At 34.8% G+C, this 20,699-nt stretch carries 23 protein-coding genes; 7 read left to right on the top strand and 16 right to left on the bottom strand.

Features of this window, described 5'->3' with window-relative positions:
* Positions 1 to 25 precede the first annotated feature (25 nt).
* The 5 genes from BTOYO_RS23150 to cotH form a co-directional block, all read right to left on the bottom strand.
* Positions 26 to 967: a magnesium transporter CorA family protein gene (locus BTOYO_RS23150; RefSeq protein ID WP_000933700.1), complete on the bottom strand. Its 942-nt coding sequence runs from the start codon at positions 965 to 967 to the stop codon at positions 26 to 28.
* Between the two features lie 184 nt (positions 968 to 1,151).
* Positions 1,152 to 2,531 carry a putative polysaccharide biosynthesis protein gene (locus BTOYO_RS23145; protein ID WP_002038509.1) on the bottom strand — a complete coding sequence of 460 codons (1,380 nt, stop codon included), beginning with the start codon at positions 2,529 to 2,531 and terminating at the stop codon, positions 1,152 to 1,154.
* A gap of 96 nt (positions 2,532 to 2,627) precedes the next feature.
* Complete coding sequence (gene uptA / locus BTOYO_RS23140; protein ID WP_000880689.1) at positions 2,628 to 3,230, bottom strand: undecaprenyl phosphate transporter UptA; 603 nt, start codon at positions 3,228 to 3,230, stop codon at positions 2,628 to 2,630.
* 104 nt (positions 3,231 to 3,334) lie between these two features.
* Positions 3,335 to 3,952, bottom strand: coding sequence for an NUDIX hydrolase (locus BTOYO_RS23135; RefSeq protein WP_000153577.1), 618 nt, complete (start codon positions 3,950 to 3,952; stop codon positions 3,335 to 3,337).
* Positions 3,953 to 4,056: 104 nt separating this feature from the next.
* Complete coding sequence (gene cotH / locus BTOYO_RS23130; protein WP_000938007.1) at positions 4,057 to 5,133, bottom strand: spore coat protein CotH; 1,077 nt, start codon at positions 5,131 to 5,133, stop codon at positions 4,057 to 4,059.
* Between the two features lie 181 nt (positions 5,134 to 5,314).
* Between cotH and exsB the strand changes: the two genes are divergently transcribed.
* Positions 5,315 to 5,896, top strand: coding sequence for an exosporium protein ExsB (gene exsB, locus BTOYO_RS23125; protein WP_000817491.1), 582 nt, complete (start codon positions 5,315 to 5,317; stop codon positions 5,894 to 5,896).
* 46 nt (positions 5,897 to 5,942) lie between these two features.
* Here the strand turns inward: exsB and BTOYO_RS23120 are convergent, their stop codons facing one another.
* From BTOYO_RS23120 to BTOYO_RS23095, 6 genes are all read right to left on the bottom strand, one after another.
* Entirely contained in the window at positions 5,943 to 6,554 is a 612-nt protein-coding gene (locus BTOYO_RS23120; protein WP_000859191.1) for a phosphoserine phosphatase 1, read from the bottom strand.
* 16 nt (positions 6,555 to 6,570) lie between these two features.
* Positions 6,571 to 7,113 carry a short-chain dehydrogenase gene (locus BTOYO_RS23115; protein ID WP_000543132.1) on the bottom strand — a complete coding sequence of 181 codons (543 nt, stop codon included), beginning with the start codon at positions 7,111 to 7,113 and terminating at the stop codon, positions 6,571 to 6,573.
* Positions 7,114 to 7,126: 13 nt separating this feature from the next.
* Entirely contained in the window at positions 7,127 to 7,543 is a 417-nt protein-coding gene (gene fosB, locus BTOYO_RS23110; protein WP_000911701.1) for a FosBx1 family fosfomycin resistance bacillithiol transferase, read from the bottom strand.
* Positions 7,544 to 7,602: 59 nt separating this feature from the next.
* Entirely contained in the window at positions 7,603 to 9,264 is a 1,662-nt protein-coding gene (locus tag BTOYO_RS23105; RefSeq protein WP_000824261.1) for a peptide ABC transporter substrate-binding protein, read from the bottom strand.
* Positions 9,265 to 9,335: 71 nt separating this feature from the next.
* The gene (locus BTOYO_RS23100) at positions 9,336 to 10,334 is read right to left on the bottom strand and encodes a DUF2628 domain-containing protein (protein WP_000388939.1); all 999 of its coding nucleotides are present in this window, start codon (positions 10,332 to 10,334) and stop codon (positions 9,336 to 9,338) included.
* A 25-nt stretch (positions 10,335 to 10,359) separates the two neighbouring features.
* A complete protein-coding gene (locus BTOYO_RS23095; protein ID WP_000283917.1) occupies positions 10,360 to 10,812 on the bottom strand; it encodes a methylated-DNA--[protein]-cysteine S-methyltransferase in 453 nt (150 codons plus the stop codon).
* Positions 10,813 to 10,945: 133 nt separating this feature from the next.
* Between BTOYO_RS23095 and namA the strand changes: the two genes are divergently transcribed.
* Positions 10,946 to 11,983 carry an NADPH dehydrogenase NamA gene (namA, locus tag BTOYO_RS23090; RefSeq protein WP_000555706.1) on the top strand — a complete coding sequence of 346 codons (1,038 nt, stop codon included), beginning with the start codon at positions 10,946 to 10,948 and terminating at the stop codon, positions 11,981 to 11,983.
* A 29-nt stretch (positions 11,984 to 12,012) separates the two neighbouring features.
* Here namA and BTOYO_RS23085 read toward each other — a convergent pair whose 3' ends face one another.
* Both BTOYO_RS23085 and BTOYO_RS27825 read right to left on the bottom strand, forming a co-directional pair.
* Positions 12,013 to 12,672 carry an oxidoreductase gene (locus tag BTOYO_RS23085; RefSeq protein ID WP_001042745.1) on the bottom strand — a complete coding sequence of 220 codons (660 nt, stop codon included), beginning with the start codon at positions 12,670 to 12,672 and terminating at the stop codon, positions 12,013 to 12,015.
* 116 nt (positions 12,673 to 12,788) lie between these two features.
* On the bottom strand, positions 12,789 to 12,938 hold the full coding sequence (locus tag BTOYO_RS27825) for a hypothetical protein (RefSeq protein ID WP_000540935.1): 150 nt from the start codon (positions 12,936 to 12,938) through the stop codon (positions 12,789 to 12,791).
* A gap of 264 nt (positions 12,939 to 13,202) precedes the next feature.
* On the opposite strand from BTOYO_RS27825, the gene BTOYO_RS23080 reads away from it, so the two are divergent.
* Together BTOYO_RS23080 and BTOYO_RS23075 are read left to right on the top strand one after the other, a co-directional pair.
* Complete coding sequence (locus BTOYO_RS23080; protein WP_001126163.1) at positions 13,203 to 14,153, top strand: metal ABC transporter substrate-binding protein; 951 nt, start codon at positions 13,203 to 13,205, stop codon at positions 14,151 to 14,153.
* Positions 14,154 to 14,290: 137 nt separating this feature from the next.
* Positions 14,291 to 14,761, top strand: coding sequence for a GNAT family N-acetyltransferase (locus BTOYO_RS23075; protein ID WP_001048673.1), 471 nt, complete (start codon positions 14,291 to 14,293; stop codon positions 14,759 to 14,761).
* Positions 14,762 to 14,897: 136 nt separating this feature from the next.
* Here the strand turns inward: BTOYO_RS23075 and BTOYO_RS23070 are convergent, their stop codons facing one another.
* On the bottom strand, positions 14,898 to 15,848 hold the full coding sequence (locus tag BTOYO_RS23070; RefSeq protein ID WP_000613433.1) for a CobW family GTP-binding protein: 951 nt from the start codon (positions 15,846 to 15,848) through the stop codon (positions 14,898 to 14,900).
* 165 nt (positions 15,849 to 16,013) lie between these two features.
* Here BTOYO_RS23070 and BTOYO_RS23065 point away from each other — a divergent pair, with 165 nt between their 5' ends.
* Entirely contained in the window at positions 16,014 to 16,916 is a 903-nt protein-coding gene (locus BTOYO_RS23065; RefSeq protein ID WP_000442807.1) for an aldo/keto reductase, read from the top strand.
* A 23-nt stretch (positions 16,917 to 16,939) separates the two neighbouring features.
* Here the strand turns inward: BTOYO_RS23065 and BTOYO_RS23060 are convergent, their stop codons facing one another.
* Both BTOYO_RS23060 and BTOYO_RS23055 read right to left on the bottom strand, forming a co-directional pair.
* Positions 16,940 to 17,524 (bottom strand): GNAT family N-acetyltransferase, encoded by a 585-nt coding sequence (locus BTOYO_RS23060; RefSeq protein WP_000803474.1) that lies wholly within the window; start codon positions 17,522 to 17,524, stop codon positions 16,940 to 16,942.
* Between the two features lie 84 nt (positions 17,525 to 17,608).
* Positions 17,609 to 19,072, bottom strand: coding sequence for a flavin monoamine oxidase family protein (locus BTOYO_RS23055; RefSeq protein ID WP_001168166.1), 1,464 nt, complete (start codon positions 19,070 to 19,072; stop codon positions 17,609 to 17,611).
* 324 nt (positions 19,073 to 19,396) lie between these two features.
* Here BTOYO_RS23055 and BTOYO_RS23050 point away from each other — a divergent pair, with 324 nt between their 5' ends.
* Positions 19,397 to 19,588 (top strand): DUF3896 family protein, encoded by a 192-nt coding sequence (locus tag BTOYO_RS23050; protein WP_000810136.1) that lies wholly within the window; start codon positions 19,397 to 19,399, stop codon positions 19,586 to 19,588.
* Between the two features lie 104 nt (positions 19,589 to 19,692).
* Complete coding sequence (locus BTOYO_RS23045; RefSeq protein WP_000594073.1) at positions 19,693 to 20,694, top strand: LLM class flavin-dependent oxidoreductase; 1,002 nt, start codon at positions 19,693 to 19,695, stop codon at positions 20,692 to 20,694.
* Positions 20,695 to 20,699 lie beyond the last annotated feature (5 nt).

Raw genomic sequence — 20,699 nt, 5'->3', positions numbered from 1 at the left:
CTATGCTAGAGCAGCTTTTTTATTGTTAAAAGTAACGTTTCTTCCAAAAAACAAATGCCAATGTGAACGATAAAGTTACACATATAATGAGTACAATTACAAAACCATACGCTTCACCTTCAAATGGAACCTTTACGTTCATTCCAAAGAAACTAGAAACCATTGTTGGTAAAGATAAAATAATTGTAATAGACGTTAACAGTTTCATAACACTATTTAAATTATTTGATATAACGGAACTAAATGTATTCATCATTCCACTTAAAATGTGACTATATATTTCCGCCATTTCAATAGCCTGTTTATTTTCAATTAATACATCTTCTAATAGATCTTGATCGTCTTCATACATTTTTAAAAATGTACTGTTTCGCATTAATTTTTGAATTACAATTTTATTAGCCTTTAGTGATGTTGTAAAGTAAACTAAACTTTTTTCAAGGCCTAACAATGTAAAAATTTCTTTGTTTTTCATTGATTTATTTAATTGGTGCTCTAAATCGATTGTTTTTCGATTTATTTGCTTTAAGTATCTTAAATAATAAGTAGAAATCGTATATAAGAGCTGCAGTGCAAAGCGTGTCTTTTTAAACGTATAAAATTCTTTAATACGTTGATTAATAAAACGTTCAAAAATTGGATTCTCTTCTAAACAAATTGTAACGAAACAATCTGGCATTACAATCATACCTATTGGAATCGTGTCATAAATCGAATTCCCCTCTTCATCATGCCTAACTGTCGGAATATCGACGATGATTAAGGTATTATTGTCTTCCTTTTCAATACGAGAGCGTTCTTCATCATCCAAAGGGTCTTTAATGAAATCTAAGTCTACATTTAAAGTTTGTACTAAATACTGAATTTCTTCTTCAGTTGGATGAAGTACATTAATCCAGCAACCCTTTTGCATTTCCTCAATCTCTTGTAGTTTTCCGTTTCGGTCTGTTAAATACATATTTAACATACTATCACCCCGATTCTTTTTACATGTAGGAATCTACCTCTCTTACATAACAGTTTTTGAACCGCCATTCTCAGCATATGAAACATACGTTTAAATTTCAATAGAAAAATTATTTTGAAAACGCTTTTACGTGAAAAATATTATAAACGTAGAAAAAGACAGAGGATTCTCTGCCTTAAAAAGCTTATGTTGCCTTTATAACATATTTAGAAAGCATCCACAAGTTAAAACCAACTGAAATCGTATAGCCAGCGTAAGTTGAAATGATAAAACTTACATAATCGAAATACGGAAGCAATACAATATTTAATATTATCTTTACAATAATTCCGATTACTAAACCTAATACTGTTTTCTGTTGTTGATTAATTCCTTGCAGCATGGCAGCCGTTACAGTAAAGAGTGAAAATAGTATACACGCAGGAGCATAATATTGTAGAATAACACTCCCTATCTCCGGATCATTCCCCGTACTAAACAAAAGCGTATATATTGGTTTTGCTAACACCATCATTCCAATCGCCGCTGGTACCGTAATCCCTACTACTAATAGATTCGTCTTTGTAAAATGTTTATATAGTAACTTCGTATTCCCTGCTGTATAAGCTTTCGTCATCTCTGGAACGAGAGACATACTAAAAGCAGTCGCAACTGAAACTGGGATAAGTACAACCATTTGAACAAGACCAATAATCGCATTGATTTTTTCCGCTTCTCCTTGCATATATCCAATTTGTATAAGTAGTTTATTAATTGTAAATGTATCTATAGTCTGATACAAAGGAATAGCTAAACCAACCACGACGAAAGGAATAGAATATGTAAAGAGCTCCTTATACAACGAGAAGAAAGATTTCGTCGTTTGCGGTATACTTGCCATCTCTTTTTTCTTTAAATGCCTTCTCCTTCTTACATAATACGCAGTTAAAACAGCTAATCCACCTATTGCTCCCATGAAAGCACCAAACGTTGAAATACCAACTGCTAGCGATACAGAAGCTTTTAAAACATATAATACGACAAAACTTCCTATCAATATAGTTAAGACCCGAAAGAATTGCTCTACAACTACACTTAATGCAGAAGGTCCCATCGACTGAAATCCTTGAAAGAAGCCTCTTAATAAACTCATTACTGGTACAAGTATTAACGCAAAACTTACAATTTGAATGTTAGTAGCGACAGCAGTTACACTATTCCCCGTTTGATCACTTCCATCAACTACAAGTTCAGCTAAATGCGGGGCTAATACATACAGTGTGACACACGATACAACTCCCATTATTAACATAAAAACGATACCACTCTTTAGTACTCTTTTAACTGTATGATAATCATTTAGTTGATCATATTTTGATACCATCTTTGAAACAGCGAGCGGTAACCCCATCGTCGCTATACTCAGCATAATCGTATAAGGACGATATGCATACGCGTATAGAACGTACCCACTCGTACCAACCATTGCTGTAAATGGTATAATATATATAAACCCTAACATTTTAGATATCATCGTTGCCATCGTTAAAAATATCGTTCCACGTATAAACGGTGACCCTTTCATCACATTCCTCCGCTACGCTTTATTATTACACATTATGGACAACTCCTTTTGTTTAGAACCGAAACAAATAAAAAAGCCAATGAATCATCATTGACTTTAACGTGTTGTTTTTTTCTTTTTCAAATACTTTAAACCGAAGTATAGTGCAATAAAGAGCACAGCTCCTATAATTATGTAATGTGTATAATCAGATGCATACTCTTTAATATGACGCCAATTCCCACCAAGTTTTTCACCTAAGTATATAAATAGAATTGACCATGGAATAATCGCTACAACCGTATAAAGTGTAAATAGTTTTAATGGCATCTTAGCTAGTCCTGCTGGAATAGAGATCGCATGACGTACTACTGGAATAAAGCGTGCAGAAAATATTACGCCTGCTCCGTAACGTTTAAACCAACCTTCCGCTATGTCTAAATGGTGTTTATTAATAAGTAGATATTTCCCATATTTCTCTACAACCGGACGCCCTCCGTAGTATCCAAGCCAGTATAAAAAGATTTGCGCTAAAGTACCACCAATCGTTCCGGCGATAACTGCCCCCACAAAACTAATTTTACCATCCGCTACTAAAAAGCCAGCATACGAAAGTACAATTTCACTTGGGATTACTTCAATCATTAAAGCAAGAGCTACTCCAAAGTACCCTAAGCTTGCAAAAAATTGCAATAACTGATCTATTATATTTGCTAACATGTTCTTTTCTATCTCCTTTTTTCTTCACATACCATCCCATTATCACATAAAGATTGCAATCTGCCAATATCTTCATTTTAACAATATGTACAATTCAAGCAGCATTAATCTATTATTTTTTCTTTCTGTGGGTCTTTCATATAAGCAAACATTTCTTTAATTTGCTCTTCTGTATTTCTAGCAATTGATAAATCCGGCAATTCATCTTCACCAAAAAACTCTATTTCTTCTGTTTCAATACTAACCTTCTTTTCCCCACCAACAATATTACAACCAATAAAAATCTTATATACATGCGTTGCTGAAGGCGATGGTTGATGCTTTTCTTGATCAAATATAGCTAGTAGCTTAAAACGATCTACTTCATATCCTGTCTCTTCGAAAACCTCTTTTGCTGCTACTTCTGTTGGCGTATAACCAACATCAGCCCATCCACCTGGAAATGCCCATTTCCCATCACTTTTTTCCTTCACAAATAATAGCTTTTCATTTTGACAAATAACTGCTCGTATATCAACTTTTGGTGTTTGATAGCCCGTCTCACTTGCAAATAGTTTCGCTACTACTTCCCAATCTGTTTTTGTGTAATGTGACATCATCGAAATCGAAATGTCTCGTAATTGTTGGAAACGTTCTATATCGTACACATCTTTAGAATACGTTAAACCCGCTTGGGCTATAGATTGTATTTGTTTTACCCAATCAATCCATTTAATCGTCATCTCTACACAACCCCATTCTCTATCAAATACATATCATTTCACTTTTTTGGTACACCTTTATTATACAAAAAAAGAGATTGATAATGTTCCAATCTCTTTCAAAATTAATCCAATTCATGTAAGTGGTCTTGTATATACTTCCTTCTTTTATTTATATATTCATAAATCATATCAGCCTCTTGATCAAACGTTTCTAATTTTTCTTTCATATATGGATCTTGTAGTAAATATGGACGAATCAATTCACACAACGCTTCTACTTTCGGCCTCATAAACGAAACTGTAAATTGGTCTTCTAATATTTCTTCTAAAATACTTCGATACTGCTTTCTAAATACAGGTATGTCTAACAATCTTGCACTTAACGTGTTATACCCTTGAATGCGAATATATTCATGATTAAGCGGTCTCCCTTGTACATCTCGCCCCCAAGTTGCATCATAATCCCACGGTATAACTTCAAATAAATTTGTCTCATCGTTATGGTATAGTGCATAGTTATGAACGAAACCGTCAAAGTTTTGCGTGAAAATTACTCCAGCTAACCATCGTAAATATTTATCTACATGTAGAAACTTCCCAATTTCTTTTTCATAATCTTCCCTCGACAAAGTATTCGCTTGAAATACAAATTCACTTAGTTGTTCTTCACTATTTTTATTCGAATATTTAAATTCATAACCCGCAAAGAGCTCTGTCTTAACATCTTTATCTCGCTCACTCATTAATGAAAAATTCGCATCATCATCTATCGCATAATAAATAGAACCACTCGGTAATCCTCTATTTTTCAAAAAGTTTTCATCAACTGATTCTAACTGTAAATATACACCTTGAATTTGACCATTGATTTTTATAAATACATGTTGTGATTTTGGCGAAAGTACACCAATATCATGAAAAAAATCTAAAGATAATTTATTTCGTATGAGTGACGGATCCATAAACTCAGAATTCAAATGAAACTCTTTCGCGCCTTGAAATTTTTTCGGTTTATAAAATACAACATGATAAGACTTTTTCTCAAATTCGCGAATATGAGCACCCCGGTATACGATATCAATGTCATACTTCTTTTTTCCATAAGTTAATTTTGCTGGCACTGGACTATCTGACCAAATATCTTTTTTCAATTCCACTAAGTACATTGGATGAACAAAAAAATCATATGAAGGCAGCATGTTTTCTCATCCCTTCTCAGTTCTCTTCATTCAATGTATGCGCCTTGTCTTGTCCATACATCCGCTATCATCTATTTATATAAAATTACACTCTTGTCCTGTTCAGAACGTCGTCATATCTCATATCATGTTAAGGAAAAAGAATACCTTTTCACTTTAATACATGATAAGGAGGATTTCTATGAAACGTGATATTAGAAAAGCTGTTGAAGAAATCAAAAGTGCTGGGATGGAGGATTTCTTACATCAAGATCCAAGTACTTTTGAGTGCGATGATGATAAATTCTCTCATCATAAATGTACTACAGGATGTAAATGCACTACAGGAGGTAGATGTCCAAGAACAAGATGTACTCGCGTGAAACATTGTACGTTCGTTACAAAATGTACGCACGTAAAAAAATGGACATTTGTTACGAAATGTACTCGTGTTCGTGTTCAAAAATGGACATTCGTTACGAAAGTGACGCGTAGAAAAGAATGCGTTTTAGTTACAAAACGTACTCGTAGAAAACATTGTACTTTCGTTACAAAATGCATACGCTTTGAAAAGAAATTTTACTGGACAAAACGAAGTTTCTGTAAAAAATGCGAATTCTTCCCTCACGGACACGGTCACTCTTGCGATGATTCATGTGATCACGGTAGAGACTGTCACGATGACGGACACAAATGGAATGATTGCAAAGATAGCAGACACAAGTCTTCTTCTTGCAAGAATAAAAAATTCGATCACTTCTGGTATAAAAAACGTAATTGCTAGTTTTTTATGTCCACCAAAAAAGGCCGCGTTGCGGCCTTTTTTACGTTTACTGAAAATGACTTATATCTGCAAATTGTTTTACTTTACCAAGATCTTCATCAAATTCAATTACACTAAGACTCGCGCTATGCATAAATGGCTCTCCCCATACATGTTCAATTTCAAGACCTGCAAAATGTCCTACAAGTAGTTTCGCTGCTGCAGCATGAGTAACTATTAAAATGTTTTCTCCTTTATGCTTTTCTAAAAGAAAGTGTATCCCTTCAATTACTCTTTTATAAACGGCCGCAAAGTTTTCCCCTGATGTTGACTGAAAAAGATGTGGTTCATTCCAAAATAAATGTACTTCTTCTGGATATTGCATTTCCAAATCAGCAATTGTTTGCCCTTCCCATATCCCCATATTTATTTCATAGAAACGTTCATCTTCTATAATTGGAATATCGCGTTCCCCTTTAATCAATTCAGCAGTATGACGTGTTCTTTCGCTTGGACTACTATATATGGCATGGAGTGGTAAATCCTTCATACGCTCCCCTAATTGTTTCGCTTGTAACATACCATTTTCAGTTAAAGCTGAATTTTTCCGTCCTTGCATTCGCTTCGCTACATTCCATTCTGTTTCACCATGCCTTGTTACATATACAGTTGTTTTCATTTCCCATTCCCCCTTATCAATTTGGTCGTAATTCCCATGGTTCTATTTGCCCCACAATCCATTCATTGCAATTACTTTCAATCCCATTAATTACTCCATCTGATATTTCTTGATGAGTAAGCCACCTTCCGAATGTATCTTCTAAAATAAAACCTAATATAATTCTATGATACAGGCAAAGCGTACCACCTATTTTCCCTGCATTCATACGCGATGCTTTACTGCCTAAAATATGAAATAAACTGTATGTCTCTGACGAAAATTCTATCTCCTTACAAATGAGTGATAACGCATACTTTGCACTTGAATGTATCCATGCCACAACTAATGTTATGGGACCATTTCTCTCAATTGTACCTTTAATAGCTATCTTTACTTCGTCATTATTATGATAATCTAACGGAAGGCATGTGATATTTTCTGGTGCAGAACTTGCTCGCTTCACATATTCTAATTTCACTTCATCTCGTCCAATAATAGAAACATGGAATCCTTGCTCACAAAGCCACATAGAAACTTTCTTTAACATCCCTGTTCCCCCGATTACAAGTGCATGCAAATGCTCTTCCTCCCTAGTAAAATGTCATATGTGGTTTTTCTTCCCTATAATAATTTAGACGGTCTTGCAGTGTCCCTGAATGAAACTCGAACTTGTGACCGTCAGGATCAACAAAATATATAGACTCACAATCTCTCACATTACGTTCTCTTCCTTGTAAAATATGAACATTATTTTCTTCTAACCGATGTAACAGGCGTTCAAAATCTTTTTGTTCAACAGAAAATGCGAGGTGCGTATAAGATTGATGAATCTCCTTTCTTGGAATATGTGCCTCTTCGTTCAGTGCTATCCATACTCCACATATATTGAAATATGCAAGTTTTCTCCCTTTAACTAATAGTTCTCCTTCTAACACTCTTTCATAAAACAGAATAGAGTTTTCTAAATTTGATACTGAAAAACAAAGATGATTGATTCCTTTCAACACTCCACGTTCCTCCTTAAACAAACAAAAGATGAGCGAAAATTCACTCATCTTTTATTATACTATTTCTTTGTAATATATGCCCATTTATAACTGAAGTCGCCACCGAACGTATGGTTAGCAATACCATTTACATACGTCTTCTCTAAGTAAGCTGTACTTTGTTGGTACGTAGGAGAGATTGCAACATCTTGACCAATTAAGATTTTTTCAGCTTCTGCAAGTGCTTTCCAGCGTGCTGCGTCATCTTTTAGTAGTTCTCCTTTTGATTTCGCTACTAAATCATCATACTTCGGATTTGAATAATCCATTTCATTAAATGAACTTCCAGTAACGAACATATCAATATATGTCATTGGGTCTGGATAATCTGGACTCCATGCAGATAATGAGAATTCATATTGAAATTTCTTTTCTAAATCTAACTTCTGCTTATATGGTTGTTGCTTCAAATTCACTTTAATACCTGGTAAGTTTTTCTCTAATTCTTCTTTAATAAAGTCGCCCACTTTTTTACGACTACCGTTATCATCATTTAGTAATTCTACTGTAATTGTATCTTGACCAAGTTCTTTCTTCGCTTCTTCCCACAGTTTTTTTGCTTTCGCAGCATTATCTTTACTGTCACGGAAATTTTTATTTACAGTACGGAAGTCTTTTCCATCTGGTCCTGTCGTAAACTTTTCAGGTACTAAGAAATACGCTGGCAATGATCCATCATTCAAAATTACATCCGCAATTCCTTTTTTATCGTACGCTAAATCAATCGCCTCACGAACCTTTTGATTTTTAAACGTTGCATTTTTTTGATTAAAACGTAGGAAATACATACGTGGGTCTAGCTTCGTTTTAAATTCATCTGGTTTATTCTTTTTATATTTGTCTACAAACTCAGAACTTAAAATGACACGGTCTGCTTGATCACTATCATATAAATTTACCCCAGTACTTGTCTCTTTTACTATACCCACATTAATTTCTTGTAATTTTACAGCATCTTTATCCCAATAATTTGGGTTTTTCTTTAACTGGTAACTTTGTTCATGTTTCCATTCACTCATTGTAAATGGTCCATTGTACAATAATTTATCTGCTTCTAATCCGTATTTATCCCCTTGTTCTTTTACATACTTTTCATTTAATGGGAAGAATGTAGGGAACGAAGTAAGCTCAAGGAAATAAGGTGCTGGTTGCTCTAATTCTACTACCAACGTTTTATCATCCTTCGCTTTAACACCTAATTGATCCGACGGTACTTCTCCTTTATTTACTTTCTGTGCATTTTTCACATCAAATAAAATAAATGCATATTCTGCTGCTATTGCTTTATCTAATGTACGTTGCCATGCATATACAAAATCTTGCGCTCGAACTGGATCACCATTTGACCATTTTGCATCACGTAATTCAAATGTATATGTCTTTTTATCTTCACTAATCTTCACATCTTTGGCCATACCTGGAGTTGGTTTATTATCTTTATCTAGACGATATAATCCTTCCATTGCATTTACAAATACACGGAAAGATACAGAATCTGTTGATTTAGATGTATCCATTGAAGGAATTTCAGCTGTTTCTAGCAAATTTAAAACTTGTTTATCTGCCATTCCCTTACTTGATTCTTTCTTCGTTGTCGAAGCCTTCTCCCCATTCCCACATCCCGCAACCAGTACACTAGTCGATAACGCAAGTGCAGCAATTGTTGTTGTCTTTCTTTTCATTCTTCCTTCCCCCAATCTATATGTATAAGTTAAAACTTGTATAATATATTTTATTATACAAAAGATTCTGATTATTTTAAATATTTATTTTCATAAAAAGAAAAAAAGCGGTCAGAAATTGCTTTCCCTCCGCTTTGTTGAATAGTATTTACTTGTAAGCCATCCTCTATATCAAATGGATTTTGAACTTTAAATATTTCCTCCATTATTTTCAAAAACTCTTCTTCATTTTTAGATTCACCGTTAATCGTAAGTGAATATGGTTCCACTTCTCCCAATTTATAATCAACAATAAATTGAATTGTCACCTTTTTCCTTGGCATCTCAGGACTCTCCCCCTGAAATTCTACTAATTCTAATCCTTCCGTTCCACGATAGTATATCCATCCTGAATTTTGAAAATAATTTTCGAACGATTCACCAATTGAAAAGACTGGATATTCATAAAGCGAGCTTGTACGAACTTTTTGAATAATATCCTGATCAGTTGGGAAAAAGAAATGACTGAACAAAATACTAGCAACTGCTAACATTGTAACGATCGTTGCTCCCATTTTACTCGTTCCTCCACTATCACGAATGAGATAATTTTCAACCGATTCATCTTTAATTTCACGTGCCTTTATGCGGTATATACGTCTTTCTGCAAATTGATAATATAATCCATTCGCAAAAATCCCTAGCCCGAATAAGATAAAAACGAGTAATAAAAACGTAAGAGGCACCATATTAATGATTGGCAATGCTACGTTGAAGCCCATATAATATGAAAACGCATCACACACTACTAATAACAGTATAAATAGTGCAGCAGGTAAATAATACTTACGATAGCCAAGCCAACCTACATTAAAAATAGCAGCCCAACCATTCCAGCTCCATTTTGCAATTCGCTTATTTTCAAGCTCCCATTTTTTTTTGTAGTACGGATATTGTCTCCCTACATATTCTTCTAATTCTTTGTCTATTAGCGAGCTTCCTTCACCTTGTTTATTATGCAGTTTTTGCTGACAGTTTGCACAATTTAACTGTTCATTCGCACAAGGTTGCCCACAATTTATACATTCCAAAACAATCCCTCTTTCCATTCATACTTCATTTCAAAATACCTTCGTGTTTTAACAGCCACTCTTTCCTCCATAAACCACCCGCATACCCTACAAGCTTTCCACTCTTTCCTATTACACGGTGACACGGAACGATAATTGAAATGGGATTACGACTGTTTGCTCCTCCTATTGCTCGTACAGCTTTCGTATTACCAACTTTCTCCGCAATATCTAAATATGAAGCACTTACGCCATAAGGAATAGTGTAGAGCGCATCCCATACATTTTTTTGAAATGATGTTCCCTCTGCAGACAGTGGTACAGTAAACTCTTTTCTTTTTCCTTTAAAATATTCATCTAGCTCATTTATACATTGATCTATCATTTCATTTGTATTTTCTTCTTGTCGTTCATCAACAAATATAACAGACGTAATGCCTTCTTCGTTCGCTGTAATTTCTAGCAAACCTAATTCACTTTTATAATAAGCCTGGTACATATGTCATCCTCCAATTCAGTTCATATTAGTCATTGTAACACGAATAGACAAAATTTTTCGTATAAGCGTTTTATTAGAGAAACAAAAAAGAGAATGGTAAAATATAAGAAAATTCAATCAAGGAGGCTATTTGATGCATTCCAAACTTTTTTCACCCTACACAATTAAGGATGTTACACTAAAAAACCGTATCGTCATGTCGCCTATGTGTATGTATTCTTCGGAAAATGAGGATGGAAAAGTAACGAATTTCCACCTCGTTCATTATGGAACTAGGGCTGCCGGTCAAGTCGGTTTAGTTATGATTGAAGCAACAGCTGTGTTACCTGAAGGTCGCATTTCTAACAAAGATTTAGGTATTTGGGACGACAGTCTAATTGAAGGATTACATACAGCGACAACTTTTATACATGATAATGGTGCAAAAGCTGCCATTCAACTCGCTCACGCCGGAAGAAAAGCTGAGTTAGAAACAGATGCGTTAGCACCTTCAGCAATTCCATTTAATGAAACAATGAAAATACCACTGGAAATGAGTAAAGAGCAAATTAAAGACACCGCACTAGCTTTTCAGAAGGCTGCACTGCGTTCAAAACAAGCTGGATTTGACGTTATTGAAATACACGGCGCTCACGGTTATCTAATTAACGAATTTCTTTCTCCACTTTCCAATAAACGAACGGATGAATATGGCGGTTCATCTGAAAACCGCTATCGTTTCTTACGTGAAATCATCGAATCTATAAATGAAGTTTGGGACGGACCGTTATTTGTTCGTATTTCAGCAAATGATTATCATCCTGACGGGCTAACCGTTCAAGATTACGTTCAGTATTCAAAATGGATGAAAGAACAAGGAGTAGATTTAATCGATTGTAGTTCTGGTGCAGTTGTACCGACACATATTGATGTTTATCCTGGTTACCAAGTACAATATGCTAAACATATTAAAGAACATGCTAACATTGCAACTGGGGCAGTTGGATTGATTACGACTGGGGCACAGGCAGAGCAAATATTAAATAATAACGAAGCAGATTTAATTTTTATCGGACGTGAGTTACTTCGCAATCCGTACTTCCCAAGAATAGCGGCAAATGAACTTGGTTTTGAATTGCAAGAACCGTATCAATATAAGCGGGCTCCTGGGAAAATCAATATGAATAAATAAAACCGAGAAGCCATTCTTCTCGGTTTTATTTATTCTATCGTTGTAATTTCATTTGAATTATAAATGTGGAGACCAGATTCTTCTCGCAGCGCAGTTATATACATCCCTTTCGCCACATCTTTAGCTGAAATTGGTTTATACTTTTTGAAAGCCCCTTTAAATATAAAAGGAATAATTCGAGTTAACTTTTCAGCCATTCGTTCACCAAAACGAAACTCTTGTCGATTTCCAACTAATAAAGACGGCCTAAAAATATGAATACCACCAATCACTAACTTTTGCAATTCCTCTTCCATTTTCCCTTTTACTTGTGAATAAAAGAAAAATGATTTAGGATTTGCTCCCATCGAAGACACAACAAGGAAGTTTTGCACCCCTTGCTTTTCAGCTAAACAAGCAGCTCGTAACGTATATTCATAATCTACTTTTTTGAAATTCGCCTTTGTTTTTGCTTTTTTTATTGTTGTTCCTAGACAACTAAAAACATCATCTACTGCAAAAAATTCTTTATATTCTTCTAATGCCGAATAATCTACTTTCTTCTGCTGTAACTTCTCATGTTGCCATTGCATTGGTTCTCTTACAAAAATAGTAACCGAATCGTAGTAATCTGATTCAAGTAATAGACGCGTTATCTCTTGTCCAACTAAACCACTTGCACCAAGTACTAACGCTGTTCGCTTATTCATATATGCATATACCTCTTATTTTACTTTTCTCTCCTTCAGTGACATGCAACTTTTAGGAGTTTCCTTCTTTTTATTTTACCATAAGTAAAGCACTATGCGTATGCATAGTGCTTTACTTACTCTTTTTTCTTTTCTTTCTCTGGTAATTTCGTTATCGTTGATGCATTCCCTAAATTACTTATTAAGCGTCTTAAAAAGATTAAAACGAAAGATAATGGCAATACTACCGCTAATATCAATAAGATAGCTTCCATTAAATATCCCAAGCGCTCATCCCCCTCTTCACCTTCCTTTCAAATATATGAAAGCAGCGTTGTCACATATGCATGCATTCACAAAAATAATACATCTATATTTGACAACTTTATAACAAAATCAAATCGTAATGATTATTATTTATTGCAACTTTATGAAAGATGTATTATACTAAGTTCGCAAACTAAAACGTAATTATTCCGTTTTGTATTAAAATGATATTTTTCTTCTATAATTGAAGATATATCCGTAAAAAAAGAAAAGAGGAGAACTTCATGCCTAAAAGATTGACTATATTTTCATTCTTACTTATTTTCACTTTAATTTTTACTGGCTGCTCAAATAAAAAAGAAGGTACTGCCAAGAAAGATGGAAAGCTAACTGTTTATACAACCATCTTCCCTCTTGCAGATTTCGCAAAAAAAATTGGTGGCGACTATGTAACAGTAGAAGCAATTTACCCTCCTGGTGCCGATTCACATACATTTGAACCGAGTCAAAAACAAACAGTACAAGTTGCAAAAGCCGATTTATTCGTTTATAACGGTGCTGAATTAGAACCATTTGCTGAGAAGATGGAAAAAACATTACAAAAAGAAAATGTTAAAATTGTAAATGCATCAAAAGGAATTAAACTTCGTGCTTCTTCTGAAGAAGAACATCACGATCACGGAGATGGTCATAAAGAAGATGATCACCATCATGATAAAGACCCGCATGTTTGGATAGACCCTACTCTTGCGATGAAACAAGCTGAAAAAATCAAAAATGCTCTTGTGGAATTACAACCTGACCATAAACAAGAATTCGAGAAAAACTTTGCAGCACTTCAAACTAAATTTACCGATTTAGACGATCAATTTAAAGCTGCTGTAGCAAATGCGAAAACGAAAGAAATTTTAGTTTCTCATGCTGCTTATGGTTATTGGGAACAACGCTATGGTTTAAAACAGATTCCTATCGCCGGAATTTCAGCTTCTGATGAGCCATCTCAAAAAGAGCTTGCTGACATTACAAAAACAGTAAAAGAACACGGTCTAAAATATATTTTATTTGAAACTTTCTCTACGCCAAAAGTCGCATCAGTTATTCAAAAAGAAACTGGTACAACAGTTTTACGCTTAAATCACCTTGCTACTATTTCTGAAGATGATGCGAAGAACAATAAAGATTACTTTACTTTAATGGAAGAAAACGTAAACACATTGAAAGAAGCAACAAACTAATTTACTATATTTTCTAAGCAGCTGAATCTATTGTTCAGCTGCCTTTTTATGTATGTATCCTTGACTTGACCAAAATAACAAGTAAAATTATCCATATTAGCTTTAAGCTATACTCTTTTAGAAGGTGAGTTGGAATTATGAATCTTCACATTTGTGAAGTAACAGCAAAAAATTGGCGTTCAGTAGCTGCTTTAAACGTCGCAAAAAACCAGCAGCAATTTATTGAAAGTAATGCGTTTTCTTTAGCAGAATCATTATATGAAGGAAACGGGACGTCAGTAGGTTTATATGATGGAGAAACACTTGTTGGATACGCAATGTACGGTTGGTATTCAAAAAAACACGAAAGCATCTGGTTAGATCGTTTTATGATTGACCAACAACATCAAGGAAAAGGATACGCAAAGCGTTTCCTTCGCTTACTCATTCAATTTTTACAACAACAATTTACATGTAAAATAATTTACTTAAGTTTACATCCGGGCAACAAACTTGCCATGGGCCTATATGAATCATTTGGTTTCCATTTAAACGGGGATATTGATGATGAGGGTCCAGTTGTAGGTGTTGTAATGGAGTTACTAATAAACGAAAACACAAGCCTGTGAAAACAGGCTTGTTATTATATATTTATCAATGTTATTTTCTATTTTCCGTTTCTTTCCCTTATGTGTTTCGTTATTGAAATCTAGTACAATCTCAATAGAATGCTCATATAAAAATAAGCCTGCAGTTGACGCAGACTTATTTCACACACTCCCCAAAATGTTCTTGGAACCATTCTTTATTAATATCTTTACCGATAAATACGACTTCACTTACTCGCTTTTCACCCTCTTGCCACTCTCTATCATACGAAGCAGCAAATAATGTATGTACACCTTGGAACACGATACGTTTATCTACTCCATCGATAGATAAAATCCCTTTATAACGATATAAATACTCCCCTAGCTCTTGCACGACAGCTGACATCCACTCATTTAGTTTTTGTAAATCTAACGGACGCTCTTCACGTAGTACAAATGATTTTACACCTTCTAAATGATTATGCTCTTTATGAGGATAAATTTGTAACGTATCTTTCGTTTTAAACGTTTGAATTTGTAATAATGATGGTATATCTACCTCACAGTTAGTTGCCTCGATTAACTTTGCAGTGGGGTTAATACCTTGCAGTTCATGCAAAAGATTTTCCTTTTCACTTTCTTCAATTAAATCTAATTTATTCACCAACACTACATCAGCAAATGCAATTTGTTCCTTTGCTTCTAGTCCCTTTTCAAAATGTTTATGTATATGGTAACTATCTACTACCGTTACAACGCCATTAATTTGGTATGCAGATTGAATAACAGGATCTAAAAAAAATGTTTGAATAATCGGGCCTGGATTTGCAAGACCTGTTGTTTCAATTACTAAGCCTTCAAAGTCCATTTTCCCTTCTGCTTTTACGTCCAGTAATTGTTTTAACGCAACGAGTAAATCTTCACGTACAGTACAGCATAGACAACCGTTAGTCATTTCCATAATTTCTTCTTCAACATTCATAATCAACTGATTATCGATACCAATTTGTCCTATTTCATTTACAATCACCGCTAATTTCTTACCGTGATTTTCTGATAAAATACGATTTAATAAAGTCGTTTTCCCTGATCCAAGAAAACCAGTTAATATTGTTACTGGAATCATCCCTTACATCTCCTTATAGCTATATGTGTCTACATTATAGCATATAGAGAAAATCGTTTTTGTAGCAAAACATATTTATTGTTTGTACGCTCCTCAAACTATATAATAATATGTAGTAAGAAAGCCTTTTCAAAATAATAATCATACATCAAGGGGGTACTTATAATGGAACGAGTTCAAATGGCCGAAACACTAGAATTTTCTCGTATTATTCAAGGATTTTGGCGTTTAGCAGAATGGAATATGACGAAACAAGAGTTACTTTCTTTCATTGAAGAATGCATGGATATGGGGATTACTACTTTCGATCACGCTGATATTTATGGCGGATATACGTGTGAAGGGCTGTTTGGAGAAGCTTTACAACTAAAGCCTTCCTTACGAGAAAACATGCAAATTGTTACCAAGTGTGGAATCGCTCCCCCATCACCAAAATTTCCAGAGCGATATGTTGCTCACTACAATACAAGTACTGAACATATCATAAAGAGCGCGGAGGATTCATTACAAAACTTACATACAGATTATATTGATGTATTACTCATCCATCGTCCTGATCCATTTATGGATCCAAATGAAGTGGCAGAAGCGTTCTCACGCTTAAAACAAGAAGGAAAGGTTCGTCACTTCGGTGTATCTAACTTTTTACCTTCACAGTTTCATATGTTAAGTTCATATTTAGATTTCCCGCTCATTACAAATCAAATCGAGGTATCTGCGCTGCAGCTTGAGCACTTTGAAAAAGGTACGATTAATTTATGCCAAGAAAAACGAATCAATCCAATGATTTGGTCACCTCTTGCTGGTGGCGAAATCTTTACCGGTCAAACTGAACGTGCAGTACGTGTACGTGAAACTGTACAAAAAGTTGCTAATGAGCTAGGTGTTACTAGCATCGATACGGTTATGTATGCATGGCTACTTGCTCATCCAGCTAACATGATGCCAATCGTTGGCTCTGGGAAATTAGATCGTATAAAAACGGCCGCTCTTGCTACAAAAGTTAACTTAGATCGTCAACAATGGTTTACAATTTTTGAAAGCTCTAACGGTCATCCTGTACCATAATATGAAAAAGAAGAGCTGTTTCTTTACAGCTCTTCTTTTTCATATGTATTTCTAGTCATTGCAAATACACACATGTCCCTTAATCCATTTTCATCTACCGCAACACTGGCACTTTCTAAAATACCCTCTAATTTAAAACCTAATTTCTCAGGTATCGCTCTACTCTTTTTATTTAGAGCATCACAACGAATTTCTACGCGGTTTGCTTTCAGTTCAGAAAAAGCATAATCCGTTATACCTTTCGCAGCCTCTACCATATAGCCTTTTCCACTAAATCTCGAATCAATCCAATATCCGATTTCAAATTGAGGTATATCCCAATTAATACGATGTAATCCGGCAGATGCAATAAATTCACCTGTTTCTTTCGAAAATACTAGTAACCTTAAATCCTCACGTTGCAAAAATTGAATATGTGATTTTCTAATACTTTCTTCTACTTCTTGCTCTGTTTGCTCTTTTTGTGCAAACACCATCCAAGGTTTTAGTTCTTGTATTGAAGCTTGAATTGCATCGTATACAACTTTACCATCTCCTGGTTTCGGCATTCGAATAAAAAGCCTGTCAGTATAAAATTCAGAAGGAAAATCGAATAATAACGGTTTCACTGTAAACACTCCCTATTTTTCTTTTATATATAATAATATCCATCTCAAGTTATATAGTAAAGAATTTTCTGAATTAAAAACTTTTTACTCATTCACTTCCACCGCTACACGAACTCCAGACTCAATCGCACCTTGAATCCATCCGTGATATAACGTTGTATGATCTCCAGCAAAGAATATTTTCCCCTCTGGCTTTACAATCGCTGGTTGTAGCTCAGATTCTTGACCGGCTTGAAAAAGAGCAAATCCTCCAAGTGCATATGGATCCAATGTCCAACTTTTTGATATTCCAGACATAAATTCATCATATACTTGACCACCTAATATCGTTGCTAAGTTGTGTAATGTGTAATAAATACGATCACCCTTCGATAACCCATCCCATAGCAACGCATCATAAGACCATGTATAGCTTCCTAACATCATAGCTGGTCCTTTCTGTCCAATTCCATGGCTTGGATAATAGGCGTAACGAATTGGCAAATCTGTTATAATTCTGCCACCTAATTGCCCTTGTTCTTCCCAAAATCGACTTTTAAATTGAATGCCTATTTTCGTCGCAGGCATATAATGCAATTCACGAATTGCTTTCCACTTTTCATGAGATATAGAGTCAAATGGATCTACTTCCACAAAACGCATTGTCGAAAACGGAATTGTAACAATAACTAAATCCCCTGTAATACTACTATATTCAAAAGTTTCCTCGTTTCGATAGAAAGCTGTCACACCGTTATCGTGTTGATGTAGCTTCATTAATTTTTGATTATAAATAATATTTTCTTCTAATTGCGGTAAAAAAGATTTTGGTAATCTATCGTTTCCACCTATTATTTCACAAAATCCGCTCTCCTCTTGCATAATGTATAAAAAACGTAACGTCTCAACGAATGACCTTTCTAAAAAACCTTCTAAATCTAATAAAACACCAATCATCTCAATCGTTATTGGTGAAAAATACGTATTATATTGATAAGGATGGTACTTTAAAAATTGTCCTGTAGAGTATCTTCCAAAATCCTTTACTACAACATCCCAATTTTTCTCTGGGTTCTTTTTTATAAAATTTATAATGGGCTGTACCGCTAACAATAATAGTTCCTCAGACGTTTTCCCAACTTCATTCATTTCCACAGGATATCTTAAAATACTTGGATCTTTTTCATATTGTTTTAATGTCGTTTTCCGACCATTTACGTAGATGATATCTGTCTCATTCCTATTAATAAAAGGACTCACCTGTAACCCAAACTTTCTTATATATGCCATCGTTAACGTGTGCGAATATGGAATTCTCATCGCCCCAACATCTAAATATAATCCGGTATCTTCCATTCTAACTGTCTCTATGCGGCCGCCTACACGATTGTTTGCTTCAAAAATCTTCACTTCATGTCCTGCAGCCTTTAATAAAGATGCCGAAACTAATCCAGCCATGCCTGCCCCTACTACAATAATTTGTTTCGGACGTGTCGTCTTATTCAATCCCTTATTTATAACTTGTAACGTTTCATCCATCTTAGTGTTATACATTAAGTCTTTCTGCACAATTCCACCCCTTACTTCATAAAGTGAAACTATAATCAGTGGGGTGTTCTTCCCCCACTGATTATTAGTTGAACCAATCGGGCTTTTATGGGCAGTTAATCTCCCACCTAACTTCATTGCTCCAGCCCAATTTTGAGGTGGGAGTTTTACTGCCCGTTAATGCGGGATAAAATGCGCATTAGTGGTTTAGTGCATTTTATTCATAAATCCCCATAAACATAACACCATTGCAATTTGAATATTCACTAAAAGTACATAAGAGACAGATCTCACATTTCTTTATGCTTCGTATAATATAGCAACTCAACGAAGGAGTGGTTGAAAATGAAACAGATTTATGATTACGACGCTACAAAAAAACATCTAGAATTAAAGAAACAAAACTTATGTAAAAAACTTAGCAATAAGAGACTATCTGAAAAAGAACGTGAACAGCTAAAACATGAAATTGACAACTATGAATATATTTTAAACTTAGTCGAAATGAATCATTATGAACGGGGATTTTCTCGTTGAAAGCGGATATAATATTATCCGCTTTTCATTTTGAGCATTTCATTACGCATTTTTCGTAAGTAAATATATAATAGGATGTACATTAAGATTGAGAGGTATATTCTATGATCAAATTAAGTGTATTAGACCAATCACCTATTTCAGATGGTAGCACAGCAACCCAAGCTATTTCACATACAGTTACGCTTGCACAAGAAGTAGAAAAACTCGGATTCACACGTTTTTGGGTATCCGAGCATCATAATTCCGTAAGCTTAGCTGGTTCAAGTCCAGAAATACTTATTTCTCATATTGCAGCGAAAACGGGACATATTAGAGTTGGTTCGGGTGGTGTTATGTTACCGCATTATAGCCCATATAAAGTTGCCGAGAATTTCCGCGTTTTAGAAGCACTTTATCCAAACCGCATCGACCTTGGTGTTGGTAGAGCACCTGGTGGTATGCCAATAGCAACTCGTGCACTACAAGAAGGAAAAATGGTCTCACTTGATCAATACCCAGAACAAGTTGCAGATGTTGCAATGTATTTACATGATCAAGTACCAGAAAATCATCATTATGCAAATTTAAAGGCTACTCCAGTTATTCCAACATCACCTGAAATGTGGATGCTCGGTTCTAGCGGAGAGAGCGCTAAAATTGCGGCGCACAACGGAGCTTCTTTTGCATTTGCACAATTTATTAATGGCTTCGGAGGCCCAGAAGTTATGAGGGCTTACCAGGAACAATTTCAACCTTCCTATTTAGGAGATAAACCAAAATCAATTGTCGCGATTTTTGTTATTTGCGGAGAAACAAATGAAGAGGCAGAAAAAATTGCTTCTAGTTTAGATTTATCAATCTTATTACTAGAGCAAGGAAAACGAACAACTGGTACACCTTCTATCGAAACTGCTCAAAATTATTCATACAGTGCGTATGATTTATTCCGTATAAAAGAAAATCGTCAACGTATGATCGTAGGTGATCCGACTTCTGTGAAAGAAAAAATAGTAAATTTAAGTAAAGCGTACAATACTGACGAATTTATGGTTATCACGATTACTCATCAATTTGAACATAAATTAAATTCTTATCGCTTACTAGCAAATGCTTTTAATTTATAATTGTA

The organism is Bacillus toyonensis BCT-7112, assembly GCF_000496285.1.
Lineage (GTDB): Bacteria > Bacillota > Bacilli > Bacillales > Bacillaceae_G > Bacillus_A > Bacillus_A toyonensis.
Note: the sequence above shows the minus strand (reverse complement) of the source record. Positions and strands in the feature narration are given on the sequence as shown.

Bases quoted from the DNA above. Each gene is read 5' to 3' on its own strand.
- BTOYO_RS23150 (WP_000933700.1), bottom strand. From the start codon at position 967: ATGTTAAATATGTATTTAACAGACCGAAACGGAAAACTACAAGAGATT.
- BTOYO_RS23145 (WP_002038509.1), bottom strand. From the start codon at position 2,531: ATGAAAGGGTCACCGTTTATACGTGGAACGATATTTTTAACGATGGCA.
- uptA (WP_000880689.1), bottom strand. From the start codon at position 3,230: ATGTTAGCAAATATAATAGATCAGTTATTGCAATTTTTTGCAAGCTTA.
- BTOYO_RS23135 (WP_000153577.1), bottom strand. From the start codon at position 3,952: ATGACGATTAAATGGATTGATTGGGTAAAACAAATACAATCTATAGCC.
- cotH (WP_000938007.1), bottom strand. From the start codon at position 5,133: ATGCTGCCTTCATATGATTTTTTTGTTCATCCAATGTACTTAGTGGAA.
- exsB (WP_000817491.1), top strand. From the start codon at position 5,315: ATGAAACGTGATATTAGAAAAGCTGTTGAAGAAATCAAAAGTGCTGGG.
- BTOYO_RS23120 (WP_000859191.1), bottom strand. From the start codon at position 6,554: ATGAAAACAACTGTATATGTAACAAGGCATGGTGAAACAGAATGGAAT.
- BTOYO_RS23105 (WP_000824261.1), bottom strand. From the start codon at position 9,264: ATGAAAAGAAAGACAACAACAATTGCTGCACTTGCGTTATCGACTAGT.
- BTOYO_RS23095 (WP_000283917.1), bottom strand. From the start codon at position 10,812: ATGTACCAGGCTTATTATAAAAGTGAATTAGGTTTGCTAGAAATTACA.
- namA (WP_000555706.1), top strand. From the start codon at position 10,946: ATGCATTCCAAACTTTTTTCACCCTACACAATTAAGGATGTTACACTA.
- BTOYO_RS23085 (WP_001042745.1), bottom strand. From the start codon at position 12,672: ATGAATAAGCGAACAGCGTTAGTACTTGGTGCAAGTGGTTTAGTTGGA.
- BTOYO_RS23080 (WP_001126163.1), top strand. From the start codon at position 13,203: ATGCCTAAAAGATTGACTATATTTTCATTCTTACTTATTTTCACTTTA.
- BTOYO_RS23075 (WP_001048673.1), top strand. From the start codon at position 14,291: ATGAATCTTCACATTTGTGAAGTAACAGCAAAAAATTGGCGTTCAGTA.
- BTOYO_RS23070 (WP_000613433.1), bottom strand. From the start codon at position 15,848: ATGATTCCAGTAACAATATTAACTGGTTTTCTTGGATCAGGGAAAACG.
- BTOYO_RS23065 (WP_000442807.1), top strand. From the start codon at position 16,014: ATGGAACGAGTTCAAATGGCCGAAACACTAGAATTTTCTCGTATTATT.
- BTOYO_RS23050 (WP_000810136.1), top strand. From the start codon at position 19,397: ATGAAACAGATTTATGATTACGACGCTACAAAAAAACATCTAGAATTA.
- BTOYO_RS23045 (WP_000594073.1), top strand. From the start codon at position 19,693: ATGATCAAATTAAGTGTATTAGACCAATCACCTATTTCAGATGGTAGC.